General features: G+C 41.8%; 16 protein-coding genes, 1 other RNA gene and 1 pseudogene. 8 read left to right on the forward strand and 10 right to left on the reverse strand.

All coding sequences use genetic code 11. The features are described 5' to 3' along the window. A partial coding sequence (locus HWQ37_RS14615) for a hypothetical protein (RefSeq protein WP_292748322.1) occupies positions 1 to 341 on the forward strand: 341 nt, incomplete at its 5' end. Here HWQ37_RS14615 and HWQ37_RS34860 read toward each other — a convergent pair. From HWQ37_RS34860 to HWQ37_RS14640, 4 genes and pseudogenes are all read right to left on the reverse strand, one after another. After that, positions 279 to 806: pseudogene (locus HWQ37_RS34860) on the reverse strand (IS1634 family transposase); the annotation flags it as partial. The gene HWQ37_RS14615 and the pseudogene HWQ37_RS34860 overlap by 63 nt on opposite strands. A gap of 76 nt (positions 807 to 882) precedes the next feature. Then, positions 883 to 1,239 carry a peptidase inhibitor family I36 protein gene (locus HWQ37_RS14630; protein WP_292748325.1) on the reverse strand — a complete coding sequence of 119 codons (357 nt, stop codon included), beginning with the start codon at positions 1,237 to 1,239 and terminating at the stop codon, positions 883 to 885. Positions 1,240 to 1,297: 58 nt separating this feature from the next. Continuing rightward, complete coding sequence (locus HWQ37_RS14635; protein WP_292748326.1) at positions 1,298 to 1,510, reverse strand: hypothetical protein; 213 nt, start codon at positions 1,508 to 1,510, stop codon at positions 1,298 to 1,300. A gap of 454 nt (positions 1,511 to 1,964) precedes the next feature. Next, positions 1,965 to 2,942: a peptidoglycan-binding domain-containing protein gene (locus tag HWQ37_RS14640; RefSeq protein ID WP_465249698.1), complete on the reverse strand. Its 978-nt coding sequence runs from the start codon at positions 2,940 to 2,942 to the stop codon at positions 1,965 to 1,967. 275 nt (positions 2,943 to 3,217) lie between these two features. On the opposite strand from HWQ37_RS14640, the gene HWQ37_RS14645 reads away from it, so the two are divergent. Both HWQ37_RS14645 and HWQ37_RS14650 read left to right on the forward strand, forming a co-directional pair. Further along, entirely contained in the window at positions 3,218 to 3,538 is a 321-nt protein-coding gene (locus HWQ37_RS14645; RefSeq protein WP_292748327.1) for a hypothetical protein, read from the forward strand. Further along, positions 3,535 to 3,897 carry an aspartyl protease gene (locus tag HWQ37_RS14650; protein WP_292748328.1) on the forward strand — a complete coding sequence of 121 codons (363 nt, stop codon included), beginning with the start codon at positions 3,535 to 3,537 and terminating at the stop codon, positions 3,895 to 3,897. Before HWQ37_RS14645 ends, HWQ37_RS14650 begins: the two co-directional genes overlap by 4 nt. Positions 3,898 to 3,979: 82 nt before the next feature. Here HWQ37_RS14650 and HWQ37_RS14655 read toward each other — a convergent pair whose 3' ends face one another. The 5 genes from HWQ37_RS14655 to HWQ37_RS14675 form a co-directional block, all read right to left on the reverse strand. Continuing rightward, positions 3,980 to 5,251 carry a M16 family metallopeptidase gene (locus tag HWQ37_RS14655; protein WP_292748339.1) on the reverse strand — a complete coding sequence of 424 codons (1,272 nt, stop codon included), beginning with the start codon at positions 5,249 to 5,251 and terminating at the stop codon, positions 3,980 to 3,982. A 73-nt stretch (positions 5,252 to 5,324) separates the two neighbouring features. Beyond that, complete coding sequence (locus tag HWQ37_RS14660; protein ID WP_292748329.1) at positions 5,325 to 6,590, reverse strand: M16 family metallopeptidase; 1,266 nt, start codon at positions 6,588 to 6,590, stop codon at positions 5,325 to 5,327. Positions 6,591 to 7,189: 599 nt separating this feature from the next. Further along, positions 7,190 to 7,373: non-coding RNA, 6S RNA (ssrS, locus tag HWQ37_RS14665), on the reverse strand. Between the two features lie 60 nt (positions 7,374 to 7,433). Then, positions 7,434 to 8,600, reverse strand: a complete 1,167-nt coding sequence (locus HWQ37_RS14670; RefSeq protein WP_292748330.1) for a 5-(carboxyamino)imidazole ribonucleotide synthase — start codon at positions 8,598 to 8,600, stop codon at positions 7,434 to 7,436. Beyond that, positions 8,597 to 9,121, reverse strand: a complete 525-nt coding sequence (locus HWQ37_RS14675; RefSeq protein ID WP_292748331.1) for a pentapeptide repeat-containing protein — start codon at positions 9,119 to 9,121, stop codon at positions 8,597 to 8,599. Before HWQ37_RS14675 ends, HWQ37_RS14670 begins: the two co-directional genes overlap by 4 nt. 721 nt (positions 9,122 to 9,842) lie before the next feature. Between HWQ37_RS14675 and HWQ37_RS14680 the strand changes: the two genes are divergently transcribed. After that, positions 9,843 to 10,166: a slr1957 family protein gene (locus tag HWQ37_RS14680; RefSeq protein WP_292748332.1), complete on the forward strand. Its 324-nt coding sequence runs from the start codon at positions 9,843 to 9,845 to the stop codon at positions 10,164 to 10,166. Between the two features lie 260 nt (positions 10,167 to 10,426). Here HWQ37_RS14680 and HWQ37_RS14685 read toward each other — a convergent pair whose 3' ends face one another. Next, positions 10,427 to 10,912, reverse strand: a complete 486-nt coding sequence (locus HWQ37_RS14685; RefSeq protein WP_292748333.1) for a protein tyrosine phosphatase family protein — start codon at positions 10,910 to 10,912, stop codon at positions 10,427 to 10,429. Positions 10,913 to 11,392: 480 nt separating this feature from the next. On the opposite strand from HWQ37_RS14685, the gene HWQ37_RS14690 reads away from it, so the two are divergent. The 4 genes from HWQ37_RS14690 (at position 11,393) to HWQ37_RS14705 (ending at position 13,972) form a co-directional block, all read left to right on the forward strand. After that, complete coding sequence (locus HWQ37_RS14690) at positions 11,393 to 11,917, forward strand: GNAT family N-acetyltransferase (RefSeq protein ID WP_292748334.1); 525 nt, start codon at positions 11,393 to 11,395, stop codon at positions 11,915 to 11,917. Between the two features lie 95 nt (positions 11,918 to 12,012). After that, positions 12,013 to 12,621, forward strand: a complete 609-nt coding sequence (locus HWQ37_RS14695) for a TetR/AcrR family transcriptional regulator (RefSeq protein ID WP_292748335.1) — start codon at positions 12,013 to 12,015, stop codon at positions 12,619 to 12,621. 37 nt (positions 12,622 to 12,658) lie between these two features. Further along, a complete protein-coding gene (locus tag HWQ37_RS14700; protein ID WP_292748336.1) occupies positions 12,659 to 13,054 on the forward strand; it encodes a DUF120 domain-containing protein in 396 nt (131 codons plus the stop codon). A gap of 78 nt (positions 13,055 to 13,132) precedes the next feature. Further along, positions 13,133 to 13,972 (forward strand): class I SAM-dependent methyltransferase, encoded by an 840-nt coding sequence (locus HWQ37_RS14705; protein ID WP_292748337.1) that lies wholly within the window; start codon positions 13,133 to 13,135, stop codon positions 13,970 to 13,972. The last annotated feature ends 87 nt before the right edge of the window (positions 13,973 to 14,059 follow it).

Raw genomic sequence — 14,059 nt, forward strand, 5'->3', positions numbered from 1 at the left:
ACGGCAAGAACGGTACTAACGGAAGAAATGGATTTCCAGGCAGGGATGGTAAGGACGGCAAAGACATGGGGCAAGCAGAAGTATTTCAACTGAAAGCTTTTATAGCTGCACAACATCAACAAACGCAGGGTGTATTGGGGAGTGCGATCGCAGGTATTAAAGCTTCTATTAGTAGCGGTTTTGCTACTGTGGTGAGCGCGTCAAACAGCGTTGTTAATGGCGCAAATTTAGCATTATTACTCCCGGTTCGCCCATTTTTTCGGGAGTTAGAAGAAAGACTACTCAGGGGTAAAAGATTGACCACCAAGTTGAGTATAAATAGTAGTTGGAAACCCAAGTAAAACAAGAATACGCTGCTGTAAGGGTGAAAGAGCAGTCAGGTGGGCATAAACTCCATTTTTCACTTCAATCAACAGCAGGGTAATTTCTTTAAATGCTGCAAGAAGTAATTCAGCCGTGGGACGTGCTGTTTCTCGCTGAGGATTACCAACATAAAGTCCAGCAATCTTTTCTTGATTCTTCTCCAGATGGCGACGAACTTGAAACTCTAAAAGGGTCAACACTCGCAAACCAATTGAAAGTAGTCGAATCAAACCAGTAACATGGTCTTCACGTTGTAAATAAATCGGAGTTAAAGAGAGAGGAAAGCCTTTAAGTCGAGCAAATCCTCGTTCTGTTAAATACTCATCTCAATAAGCACGAACTGCTTGCTTCAAAGTCAGTTGAGATTCATTTTTATTAGTGACATAGACTCGCCAACCCAACAGTTTAACTTGTTGTTGAAGAGCATCTTCATTAACGTGGAAGATGCTTACACCCAAAGTCAGTCAGTAGGCAAGTCTTATCTGACCGTGAAAAGTCAGAAGTCCTATAGGGGATGACTTAACGAATTGCTTTGAGGGATGAGATTCTATTATTGAGCCGACCAATGTTTCCAACAGCCTCGTCTGGCCCTACATCAATATATTCACCTGTGAAGTTTTTACCTGCGTAGAATCTCCACTTCTGACCATTGTTAACTTGAATAGCTGAGGCTTTGTTGTTGAATCCAAATTTACTTAAATCTGCCACTGCTTTACTTGTATCAAATGATGCTCCTTTCCCAATCTGATCGTCCCACAAAGTCACATCTTGTACGGTTTGTGAAGATTCTGCCGATACAGTTGTGTGATGAATGGCAAATCCAGCGATGGAACTGGCAATTAAAACTGCCAAAACGGTGAATTTCTTAGTCAACATTATTTTTCTCCTTGAGAACAATAACTTTGACACTACCAGCATAGGCATTAATCTTTGGTTAATTCTTAATTAAAAAAGGGATAATTATTTTCCAACACCCTAAGAGGTTGCAAGCTCTAATCAGCAAATGATTATTTTTGTTGGGTATGGTTGCAAATTCTTCAAATAGATCCGATTCGCGTAGGCGTAGCCCGCCTTCTCTACGAGACGCTCCGCGAACGGCATCGCCAATATGAGTTACCATTTTTGCTCCACCCACTTCAAAGCACATCTGTTCTCCCCAATTTCGACTGATTTGCCGGATATTTATCGATTGGTGCTGACCGAGAGAATTTTATATTTACGATGTTTGGATTTTGGATTGACCCCGACTACAAGGGACGGGGCATGAACCTTGAGAGGTTAATCCAAAATCGTAAATCCAAAATTGATTGACGAATCGCCTCGTATAATGCTGCCCCCTTTTTATCAGCCTTGGATCTCCAAATGCCGTTCCTGGTGTCGTCGAGCGTGAATTAAGATTGGATTATCCATAGTTTTTGCTTCTCAAAAATCCTCTCCACCTACTTTACATCCGACTTGTGTATACACGGTAGCCGATAAAAAATTGGGGGGAACTTCTAAAGCCCCCTTTTTAAGGCAGGGCTGTTTCATATCAAGTCCGGTTACAGCATTGCGCCTTTGCTTACACGCCAAAAAGACGCTGACTATGCTCCTAACTATGCCTAACGCCGCAAAAGAACCTCCCAGGTAGAGCCACCAACTACGCCGTCAGCTTCTAAACCATAGCGCTTTTGTGCCGCTTTCACTGCTGCTTCGGTTGTCTCGCCAAAGTCTCCATCAGCATCACCTTTCAAGTAACCAAGCTTTTTCAGTTGTTGTTGTAACTTCACAACTTCAGAACCACGTAATCCTAGACGCAAAATTGGCAATCCATCTGAGGTGTATTGAATACCAGGAGTTCGTTTAGTAGTTGTGTTTGGCTGAGTTCGAGTAGTTGATGTAGTACGCTTCGGCGTTTTCTTTGCGCTAGAAGTTGTAGTTTTTCTGGGAGTAGAAGGTCTTGGCTCAGGGTTAGTCGCAACTTGGGTTACAGCTTTTTTCGGGGTAGTCGGTTTTGGTTCGGGTCTAGTCGCAACTTGTGTGACAGCTTGTCTCGGAGGGTTGGGGTTGACATTTGCAACGTTGGTGAGGCTACCAGCCTGGGTGGGAATAGGAAAATTCGTAGCTGAGTTAAATCTTGGCTGGGATGAAGGGACGGTTGATGCTACGGGTTGATTAGGAAAAAGTCGTTGCCAAGTGCTAGCATCAACAACGCCATCTGGATTCAAACCAGCTGCTTGTTTAAACCGGGAAACAGCACTAGCTGTATTCTCACTATAAATACCATCTACTGCACCAGAATAAAAACCCAAAAGTTTTAGAGCTGCCTGAAGTTCAGATACACGTTCGCCTTGGCTACCAATTTTCAGGCTAGGACGGTTAATGCTATCTTGAGGATTTACTTGGGCAATTTTCTGTGGCGCTGCTATTGATACTACAGCCGTTGAGGTAATTAACAGAGGCGTAACGGAAAACAAGAGTATTTCAATGGCTGATAAAGATTTAGACCTCTTTGGCCGTTTTTCCATTTTACAGCGATTTACAGTTGGATATAGTAATTTTAAGTAACTCAAAATACTTGCTGTCAGGCTGTGTTGCATGGAATTTACTCCCAGAATATTCTCATGCTAATGGTACAGCCGCTTGGTCTAAAAAACAGCTGCTATAGAAAGCGATCGCACATAATCTAATATCCTTGCCTTCAGAGTTGCTGCTCATTGTGACTTTTCAAAGTAACGAAAAGCGCTCACCTGCTCAATCCGTTGATTCCGAAGTGAGCTAATTATAATTCTCCAGATAAAACAAACCAACGATAAACCTCAAGTAGTCTAGATGTGTTGGAAAATATAGATATTGCAGTAAAGCAGAACCAACCATGACTGAAGCAAAGTCTATTCGTACAGTACGCCGGGGAAGAATCTTCCCCTCAATCCAGTGGACAGAAGAACAGAAAGCCAAACGTCGAGCAGAACGCTCTGATTTTCATCAACGTAGCCAGGTGATTTTTGACCGCGTTAAGCCAGAGTACATCCAAACTCATTACAACTGGTATATGGTTGTTGAACCAGAAAGTGGAAACTATTTTATTGATCGTGATGAAGAAGTAGCTATGCTTTTGGCACGCCAGAAGCACCCCGGTACTGTACCATTGTTTCTCTTCAGAATTAATGAAACAGGGGTTTCTGGAACTATATGATACTTGGGTTGTTCGGCAATGACGACGAGCTGGTTTTTGAAATCGAGCTTATTGGTGCAGATGGATTAGAACTACCAGTTGATGTGATTTTAGATACAGGGTTCTCTGGCTGGTTGGCTATTGACGAACAAGACTTACAAGGACTGGATTGGATTTACGTGCAGACACGAGCGCTGCGAACGGCACGGGGGGAGGCTGATTTTAATATTTATGCAGGTCTTATAAGAATCGACGGGCAAACTTTTGATATTCCTGTTCATGTGGGTGAAGGAGTGTCAGAAATCTTACTTGGTCGCCAGTGGTTAAAAACTCGACGGTTGGTGGTGGATGTGCCGTCTAGGGTGTTAACGCTCGGATAATAAACGCACAGTTTCCAAAAACCGCGTTATATTATGGACATTCTACAACGCCAAGATGCCCATTACTCGTTAGAAAATAAGCCTATGCGATCGCTCGATTAATTGCTTCTTCTTGACCAACTAAAGACAAGTAAGGCTCTTTTAAATACTTACAAGCTGAAGCGATCGCATCCTTAGCACTCACCGCCGCAATCAATTCTTGAAACTTGGTATCAAAATCAATTCCTAAGCCCAAAATTTCATACCACCCATATATCTGAGCAATTTGACCATTCGTTTGTTTACCCAAAGCGTACTGCCCCAGAATCTTGTTTTTAGCGGCTTGGAGTGCGCTTTGGGATACTTCGGTGGTACACAATAAATCTACTTCTGTACGCAGTCCTTCTAAGGCGATGCTAGTATTCTCCGGTGCTGTACCTATGTAAACTACAAATGACGCTGGAAATAGCCTTGTAGAGTAAAAGGCGGATACTTCGTAAGCTAAACCGCGTTTTTCTCGTAATTCGACAAACAAGCGGCTAGAAAGACCATTTCCCAAGTAAGTACACAGCAATTTTAACGGGGCGTAGTCTACAGAACTCACGGATGTTCCCAAATAACCGAGCATCACAATTGATTGTTGTGTCTGTACTGGCTTCAACCTTACCTGCGGTTCTACCTTAATTTCAGGTAAATTCAGTATTGGCAGCGCTTGGGCTGGAGATTGCCAATCAGCAAAAACTTCTTCCACCAATGCGACTGCATCTGTGGGTGTGACTCTACCAGCAATACTAATTACTACATTATCTGGACGGAAATAAGTTTGGTGATACTCCACTAAATCTGCACGAGTTAAGCGGCTCATGGTAGATTCATCTCCCAGTACTGACATCGAGTAAGGGTGATTTTGGTACATTACCTGTCGCATTTGTTCAAAGGCGAGTGTAAAGGGTTGCTCTTTTTGAGAACGAATATCTTGGAGTGCTAAACGTCGTTCTAGTTCCACTTGAGTTTCGGGAAAAGTAGGCGATCGCAAAATCCGCCCTGCCAATGTTAAAATTTCCCCAAAATCAGATGTTACCGTCTTGAAAGATAGCAAAAAATAATCAGTGCCAGCATCCGCACTCAAACTCGCCCCTACAGACTCAACTTTTTCTGCAATTTCCAAGCTAGAAAGACCATCACATCCCTTTGTCATCACTGCTGATAACAAATGTGCCAACCCTGCATGCTCCCGGTTTTCGTTACAACTACCAGCACGCACAAAGATTCGCGCTGCAATAATATCCGCAGCCGGATTTTCTGCCACCAGGACGACAAGGCCATTGTTCAATACGGTACGATGGATGGGCGATTTTTGCAGCAAGGTTGTCATTTGTAATTTGTCCTTTGTCATTTGTCCTTTGTCATTCGTCTTTTGCTAATGACTAATGCCCAATGCCCAATAACTAACACGGTTTAAGTACAGTAACCGCATAATTCTCTGGCGATAGATACTGTTTAGCTAATTCTTGCAGTTCTTTGGCATTAAAAGATTGAATCTGCTGGGGATATGTCACAGATAATTCCGCTTGGGCGATGGTATTGTAATATCCATAAAGCCCCGTCAACTGATTTGGCGTTTCGGTAGAAAAAGCATACTCGTTACATAGCAATCTGCGTATACGGGCAAGTTCTTGTTCGCTAATTCCTCTACTCTGCAAATCATCCAAATGAGCGCAAATTAAAGACTCAACTTCCTCTAGATTTTCTGGTTCCAACCAGGCCGTTATTGTAAATAAACTCGATTCCCGTTGTAGAGAAAAACTACTGCAAATTCCCTGTACCAATTGCAAATCTTCTCGCAAATCGCGCACTAAACGCGAAGTTCGCCCTTCTGCTAATAACACTGACAAAAAATCTAAACCATAGCCAGTACGAATATCTTCTACTCCCGGTACTAGCCACGCCATTAACAATCGCGCTTGTTCTATGCGTGGTAAACACAGTTCTTGACGATGAATTCCGGTTATTACTGGCTTTGTCACTTTCTCCAGCTGCGGACAATTCGAGCGTTCGGCAAAATTAGCAAATGAATGATTTACCATTTCCCAAGCTGGTTGTTGGGCTATACCTCCGGCAATTACCACCGTCATGTTTTCCGGCTGATAGTAGGCGTGGTGAAAACAGCGCATTGCTTCTGGCGATTGCTGCATCAGTTCTTGCTCAGTACCCAGCACCGAACGCCCGTAAGGGTGATGCGGATAGATGCTTTGAATGAGAGCTTGAAATCCTATCCAGTCGGAATCGTCATGACAAGAGCGAATTTCCTCTAACACCACGTCCCGTTCTCGGCTAAATTCATCTTCTGGAATTGCCGCATTGAGTAGTAGTTCTCCCAAGCAGGGGAGAGTATCTTTTAAATAAGGGGCAGCTGTGGTGAGGGAATAATGAGCATAATCATAGCTTGTGGCTGCATTACTCACGCCACCCCGGTTTTCAACTTTGGCATCGAACATTCCAGGGGGTAGCGTTGCCGTACCTTTAAAAATCATGTGTTCTAAAAAGTGCGCCATACCAAACCACGGTTTTGGCTCTAGGCTGGCTCCAGCCCGCACCCAAACATCCGCCACAACTACGGGAGTAGTGGGGATTTCTTGATGAATAAAAGTTAAACCATTCTCTAGTCGGAAGACCGAGGCTGGAAATACGGTATTAGTTAGTTGTTTTAACAATTTTTTGTAGCTTTAACCACAATTTAATGCAATTGTGTCATTTTAACCCTGAACGATACCTCATTTAGAATCAAGTTATACAGATTTTGTTTTTGTCGGACAGAATTCAGGAATCAGAATGGGCTAAACGTTATACCATTTCTTTGTAAGGCTGCGCCAAACCCTTTTAAATTCTTCTTTCTTTCTTTCTTTGTGTCCTTTGCGTCCTTTGCGGTTCGTTTTCTTTCTTGTACTTAAAGCGTCTCGTAGAGAGTGTCTTGATTCTGACTTCTGAATTCTTCTTCAACTCCAGGTATTACTAACTTCTAATTAAATTAGGACTTACGCACAGGTAACGGAAAACGAACCACAGAGAAGCCAGTGCGTTGGGCGGGTTCCCCGACTTGTAGCAACTGGCGCGACACAGAGTTCACGGAGAAATGAGAGTTTAGGAGGGTTTTTGCATAAGTCCTATAAATTTGTTTGATTAATACAGCCAAAATGCTTAATCTGCGTTATTTCAGATTTTTAGTTTGCAATTATTATTTGTTCTATAAGTAATACTAATTTAAATAATTAAAGCTCCCAAGTTCTAAGTGACTTTGGGAGCTAATAATTTTAAGTTCACCGCGACGCCGTTTTACCTAAGTTTATGACCTGGGTTTATCCAGGTGGGAACCTAAATTCCTCGTTTAAAGTTTCCGGGTACATGCCCGGTATACTGCCACGAGAACAGTTGACTCCCTTGTCATTAAAGGCATAGATCAAAAAACTTGATGGCAGTCACCAACGTCGTAGTGCAACTCACTCATTATAGCTTTTCAAAAGATGTTGTGTGTTCAATATCAAAACTTTCCGATCTATTTACCTGGGATACCAGATAGATTCTATGGTGCGGGCGATTTCGTTAGCGTATGCACCTGCTGATTCTCGATTCTGATTATCCAGCAAAACGGTAACATGCCCCAACTTTCGCCCAGGACGTGATTCTGTCTTCCCATACCAGTGAATATGCGCCTGGGGAATTTCTGCTATTTTTTGACGCTGGCTTTGGTAGTCGCTGTAAGAATTTTCATACCCCAGTAGGTTCACCATTACAGCGCTGGCGCACTGCAAAGCCGGATTTCCTAAAGGTAGACCACAAACGGCTCTGAGGTGTTGCTCAAACTGAGAAGTTTCGCAAGCGTCAAGAGAAAAATGCCCAGAATTGTGGGTACGGGGCGCAATTTCATTTACCAGGATTTTGCCATCAGCACTGAGAAATAGCTCAATTCCAAAAATTCCTACTACTTCTAGGCTATTTAATAGAGTATGTGCGATCGCTTCTATTTCTGCTACTTGATTGGGAGTAATCTCGGCTGGCGCAATCACCCGCCGACACACTTGTTGTTCTTGTTGGGTTTCCACCACTGGATACGTGACAATTTCCCCCTCTACGGAACGAACTGCAATTATTGCTAGTTCTTTTTCAAAGGGGACAAATTCTTCTAACAAGAAAAGTGATTGATTTAAAGTTTTTGTTTTGCTTTCATCACTTAGCTTTTGCTCTAAAGTAGCAAAATCCTGAATTATGAAAGTACCTTGACCATCATAACCGTGACGGCGAGATTTCAGGACTGCTGGAAAACCTAGATATTCTATTTTTGATTTGATATTTTCCACCTCGTCAAGGGCGACAAATTGAGGAACTGGTAAACCCAAATCGCGTAAATAGCAACGCTGATCATATTTATCTAAAAGAGGAGCTAAAGCTTCTAATCTGGGACGGAAGCAAACGCCTTGCTGTGCTAAAAGAGATAAAGCTTGCAGGTTAACAAATTCGTTTTCAAAGGTGATAACATCGCATTTTTGAGCTAATATTTCCGTAGCACTTGCATCATCAACTGGGGCAAAAACAGTTTCCTGAGCAATTAACACGGCTGGGTCGTATTCGCTAGGAGTTTGTATTACCAATTCTACTCCTAGTTTCTGTGCTGCATCCGCCATCATCCAGGCTAGTTGTCCGCCACCAATTACACCAACACGCTTCATTGACATCCTAAAGAATCACGAGTTTGCACGCCTGTTTTAGAATTCACACCACTGGCTTTACTGCACAGTTCTTTCATTTGCGCTTTATCCAAAATTGCATCTGTAAAATCTGCACCGTCTATATTTACATCATTAAATATGGCGCGGAGCAAAAGAGCTTCTTTGAAAACTGCATCGCTCAAATCTGCCTTAGTCAAGTTTACCTGATCTACCATTGCATTCGTTAAATCCGCTCCGTGGAGATTTGCTTTTGTCATCACCGAAGCGCTCATGACTGCTCCCCGCAAGTCAGCGTTTGTAAAGTTAGTCAGTTCCATATTGGCGTTAGAAAATTCCGCAGCTTGCAAACTCTGTCCAGAAAAATCACGTCTTGATAACTCTGCATTGCTAAATGACAGTGGATGAGTCCAGTCTACTGCTAGGGCTGGATCGGCCACACACCAGATAATAATTCCCAGAAGGAATGCTAATGCTTGCCGCCAAAATATATTGAGAGCCAATTTAGTGTATAATCGCTGCATTTAATTACCGCACTTGAATATTAGCAAGACTGCGATCGCACTAATTGAGACTCGCAGCCTTGCTATTGGACTTGGAAAACGTGTATTTCCGTTGCTTAATATTTTGTAACGCAAAAACAGCATAAGCTTCTTACTTTAGCAAAATTATCCGTGCTACTTGGCGTAGAGAACGGCAATCTGCGATCGCACCAAACTAAAATTAGATTTAATTACTAATACTGCATACTGCGATCGCAACGACTGAGTATAAATTACCTGTCACATCAAGCAAGCTTTAGCAAAACAGAGACGGGGAGCAGAACCTATCGCTCTTGATGAAGATAAAACTTGAAATTCCTAACTCTAAAGGAATAATTTAGCTGAATAAATAAATGTCTACGCTTGTTGATTTATTTACAATTCTTCATTTTTAGATTTGAATTTCAAGATATAAAGAGTTTTATTGAGCAGTAATACTTACCGAGTTATTTACAATTCTTGACTTTCCATTTTTCAAGTAAAGTTTGTTGTCTTTTAAATTCAACAGCCCCCATAAACTGTTAGTCTTTTAATTAATGAAAGCAAGATTTGAGCGCAATTATATGCGTCTCAATTGCTTAACAAAGCTTAAAAGTTCGATAATTAGCGTTTAATTTTATAGCGATTAGTTAGTTCTTCAGGAATCTCCAAGAGTTTACATTCACCAAGTACACAACTTCCACAAATCAAACTCCGAAACCCGATGATGAATCATTACTCACTTCAATGGATTGAGGCATGGTGCCAAGAAAATGGCTGGACAGATTTATTTGTTGAGCGACGTAACAACTTCTGGGCTTTCCCTCCGGGTGGGGTAATGCCAGAACCAATTCCAGTTCATGTTCTTAGATTGATTAAAGCCGAAAAAGGACTGACTTTAGAAGAACGATTGTGGTCGATGTCCGCAGTAATTGGCACAATCTTGGCTGTTCTTTTTACCTTCTGGTTTCAGTCACCGATGCCATTAGTTTTAGCTTTCGCTTTGAACGCCGTTACGGTGGCTCAATTTGAACTTGAAGATGCCTAAATTTTTATTTTTGGCTTTGCCATTAAAAACTGCTCTTGTCTACTTTCAGCAAGAGCAGTTTTTAATTTCCAAGAAAGAATTCAGGAGTCAGAAGCCAGAATGGACTAAACCTTAGCTATCCACTAACAGAATTGAATTCTTCTTAAATAATTTGTATAACAGCAGCCACCTATTTGAAATGTCTAAAACCCTTACGAATTACGAATTACGAGAAGCGGTACTAGTCTATTAGGACAATAACAATTAGAAATTACTAACATTTAAGAACAGCTAGCAGGTATAGCTATCTTCGCGTGTTTGTTAACGTAGTCTACAAATAATTGCTTCAATCGGGGACTAACGCCAGCGTGTTCAAAGAATCCAAAGCCGAGATTCCTCGCTTTTGCTAAGGTTTCCTCTGGTGTTAATCCTTCCTGGATAGCGATACTTAAGAGCGCAATTCCAGTCGAACGCATCCCGGCGGCGCAATGTACAACTGCTGGTTTCGGGATTTGTTCGAGTGTCGTGAGGATTCTTGTAATCGCCTCTTCATTCAAGTTTTTTAGATCAACCTTGAGTGGAACATTTTGATAATACAGCCCCAATGCTTCCGCCACTTTTTGCTCATCTTGAGAAAATCCTAGTTCATCAGGCGATCGCAAATTCAGAACAGACTTAAAACCTTCTTGAATAGCTTGCTCAAGCTGTTTCGGTATGACTTGTCCTGTTGTTGTCAAGTTTTCGTTAATTTGTATGGCGTTGATCACATTCACTCCTTTTAACTTTCTAATGTCTTTCAGCTTGCTAAATACTCTAAGGGAGCAAGCTTTGAGAAGATATTCAAAATAAACACAGCAAAATTAGCCAAATATCATAAGATATTGCTTCAATACTTCAAAATTTACCTTTTGAAGTTGGTTATTTTATTGCTTTATCCATAATATACGGTTTATCGATAGATTTAGGGGTGATTAGAGCTTATTATACTTTTTGCCGATAGAATTACCGTAGATTATATTTCAGGAGTTATACTATTGGGCGTTAGGAGTGCTGAGTGCTGAGTGCTGAGTGCTGAGTTAAGAGTTAAGAGTTAAGAGTTAGGAGTTTTGTTTATCTCCTTGTCTCCCTTGTCCCCCTTGTCCCCCTTGTCTCCCTCATGTCCCTCATCTCCCCCTGCTCCCCCTGCCTCCCCTGCTCCCTTGTCCCCCTGCCCCCTGCTCCCCTGCTTCCTCATCTGCCCTGAACCTATGAGCGCTAACGAAATATCCCTTCGACCTGCCCAAGAAACAGATGCATGGGCGCTGAGTGCAATTCATATTGCTGCTATCAAAGCTCTACCTGCAACTTTCTACACCGAAAAAGAACTTTTAGCTTGGCGTAATTACCGCGACAAACCTGATGGTTCAAATATCTTGAAGAGTATGAAAACAGAATCTTTCTGGGTTGCGATGGAGGGAGATGTTGTTATAGGTTTTGCTAGTTTTATTGTTGATGAACTCATCGGGTTGTATGTCCATCCTAAATATCAAGGTAAAGGGATTGGACGTGCTTTAGTTCAACATTTTTGCGATGAAGCAACTGAGCAAGGTATAGATAAAGTAATTACAACTGCTAGCCTTTATGCTGAAGGGTTTTATTTACGACTGGGATTTATTGCCATCCAAAAAGCACCTCATTATTTAAGAAGTGGGATAGTTGTTCCAGTTACTAAAATGAGTAAAACATTAGCTACTACATCGAAATCAATTTCAGAAGGTAAAGATTTTCAATAATTTTAAAAATGCTGATATCAAGATTATTTTTCTCAAATTACAACAACCACTTTTTCTACATAATCTATGATGTAAGTAAGTACTTGCCAGCATAAATGCATAAAACCATCCGTTCATCAACTCTCACCCGTACACGTTTGATAGAAGCAGCCTTGCAGGTATTTGCCAATTTAGGTGTTCAAGGAGCAACCACCCGTGAGATAGCTCGTGTTGCTGGTGTGAATGAGGTGACTTTATTTCGCCACTTTGTTAGCAAAGAACAGCTTTTGGGAGTAGTAATGAAAAATGCTTTGGCACTCCAGACAGAAGCCCTTGCCCACCCCGAAGCGTGGACACAGGATCTGAAAGTTGATTTAAAACAATATGCCTATCTTTACAATACTATGCTAGAGACACAAGAGGATTTAATTCGTACTTTCATTGGAGAAGCCAAACGTCATCCAGAGGCAGCTAAACAAGTGATTCAAGAAGCTGCCAAGCCTTTAGGGGAAAAACTGGTAGCTTACCTGCAATCGAGTCAGAAACGAGGCACTGTCAGAGTAGACCTCGATCCATTTCCAGCAGTTGATATGTTTACAGGAATGCTGTTAGCTGGAATGCTATGCCGCAGTGCAAAATTCACTCAAGGTAGCTATAGTTGTGAGGACTATATCGAAACCTGTGTAGATATTTTTGTGCGTGGTATCAGTAGCACTCCCCTCTAATACCATTTCACTTTAAGGTTGATACAAATAAAAATCTATGAAAATCTTAAAAGGTAAGGTTGTCAGTGGTTTAGGAAACTTTTCTTACTGGATTGAGAAACTCCAAGAATATTACTTGAGAAAAACGGGGATGAAATTTTTCCCTGGAACTTTAAATATTCAGTTAGATCAACCTTACCATCTCCCGAAAAATGTCATACGTCTGGAAAAGGAAGAATATGGAGGGACTGTTTCTGTGAGCATTGTTCCCTGTCAGATATTTGGCAGAGATGCTTTTATCTTAAGAACAGACAAAAATAATACTGAAAGTGGAGATCATCCGAAAATAATTATTGAGATAGCTTGCGATGTGAAACTTCGGGAGCTATATAACCTTACAGCGCTTCCGGCTATTATGCAATACAGTTTTTATCCTTGCCCCCTCCTAGCATAGCTTTCAGTTTTGAGGATGTACCTCATAGCTGCCGGAAGTGCTGTAAAGATAATGATTTGATTGAAGTTGAGATTCACGATGTCAGATTTATCTGAATTAAACAATCTGCTTGGAGATGAAGCGTTAATCCATTACGCGAGTGGTCGAGAGCAAAACCGGTTATCAAAAGGTGCAGGTTTGCTGGAATTAGCCCGAAGCCAAGAACTTATTAGCCGCTACCTACCACCTCCACCCGCAGTGATTTTCGATGTTGGCGGTGGCGCTGGTGTTTATTCTTTTTGGCTTGCTCAACAAGGCTATGAAGTCCATCTGATTGATGCGGTTCCTTTGCACATAGAGCAAGCCCGACATTTATCTCAAACTCAACCGGAATATCCTTTAGCTAGTTTGGCGGTTGGAGATGCTCGGCAAGTCAATCGGGCGGATAATAGCGTTGATGCTGTTCTGTTACTTGGGCCTTTGTATCATCTGACTGAGCGCACAGATCGGATTATCGCTTTGGCTGAAGCTCACCGGATCTTAAAAACTGGAGGTTTTGCTTTTGCTGCGGGAGTTTCTCGCTTTGCTTCAACCTTAGATGGATTATTTCGGGGATATTTAGACGATCCAGAGTTTGTAGAGATTGTTAAACAGGATTTGAATGATGGTCAACACCGTAACCCAAACAACCATCCTCGCTATTTTACAAAAACCTTCTTTCATCATCCAGAAGAACTCAGAGCAGAGGTTGAAGAAGCGGGTTTACATTCTGAAAAGATTTTAGCGATTGAAGGGCCAGGCTGGTTACTACAAAACTTTCAGGAACACTGGAATGATGTAGATCGCCGCGATCGCCTTTTAGAAGCAATTCGTTGGTTAGAGACCGAACCCTCTATATTGGGGATGAGCGCTCACATCATGGCTGTTGCCCGGAAATAGGCGGTAAACTAGAGCGATCGCCACTAACTAAAACCTGGATTTCTCACCACATCTCATTAATTAAATAAGTAAAGAGTAATAAGTAAT

Source organism: Nostoc sp. NMS4 (assembly GCF_017115095.1).
Classification (GTDB): Bacteria; Cyanobacteriota; Cyanobacteriia; order Cyanobacteriales; family Nostocaceae; genus Nostoc.

Bases quoted from the DNA above. Each gene is read 5' to 3' on its own strand.
- HWQ37_RS14645 (WP_292748327.1), top strand. From the start codon at position 3,218: ATGACTGAAGCAAAGTCTATTCGTACAGTACGCCGGGGAAGAATCTTC.
- HWQ37_RS14700 (WP_292748336.1), top strand. From the start codon at position 12,659: ATGAAAATCTTAAAAGGTAAGGTTGTCAGTGGTTTAGGAAACTTTTCT.
- HWQ37_RS14655 (WP_292748339.1), bottom strand. From the start codon at position 5,251: ATGACAACCTTGCTGCAAAAATCGCCCATCCATCGTACCGTATTGAAC.
- HWQ37_RS14650 (WP_292748328.1), top strand. From the start codon at position 3,535: ATGATACTTGGGTTGTTCGGCAATGACGACGAGCTGGTTTTTGAAATC.
- HWQ37_RS14690 (WP_292748334.1), top strand. From the start codon at position 11,393: ATGAGCGCTAACGAAATATCCCTTCGACCTGCCCAAGAAACAGATGCA.
- HWQ37_RS14640 (WP_465249698.1), bottom strand. From the start codon at position 2,942: ATGCAACACAGCCTGACAGCAAGTATTTTGAGTTACTTAAAATTACTA.
- HWQ37_RS14705 (WP_292748337.1), top strand. From the start codon at position 13,133: ATGTCAGATTTATCTGAATTAAACAATCTGCTTGGAGATGAAGCGTTA.
- HWQ37_RS14675 (WP_292748331.1), bottom strand. From the start codon at position 9,121: ATGCAGCGATTATACACTAAATTGGCTCTCAATATATTTTGGCGGCAA.
- HWQ37_RS14680 (WP_292748332.1), top strand. From the start codon at position 9,843: ATGATGAATCATTACTCACTTCAATGGATTGAGGCATGGTGCCAAGAA.
- HWQ37_RS14635 (WP_292748326.1), bottom strand. From the start codon at position 1,510: ATGTGCTTTGAAGTGGGTGGAGCAAAAATGGTAACTCATATTGGCGAT.
- HWQ37_RS14630 (WP_292748325.1), bottom strand. From the start codon at position 1,239: ATGTTGACTAAGAAATTCACCGTTTTGGCAGTTTTAATTGCCAGTTCC.
- HWQ37_RS14695 (WP_292748335.1), top strand. From the start codon at position 12,013: ATGCATAAAACCATCCGTTCATCAACTCTCACCCGTACACGTTTGATA.
- HWQ37_RS14670 (WP_292748330.1), bottom strand. From the start codon at position 8,600: ATGAAGCGTGTTGGTGTAATTGGTGGCGGACAACTAGCCTGGATGATG.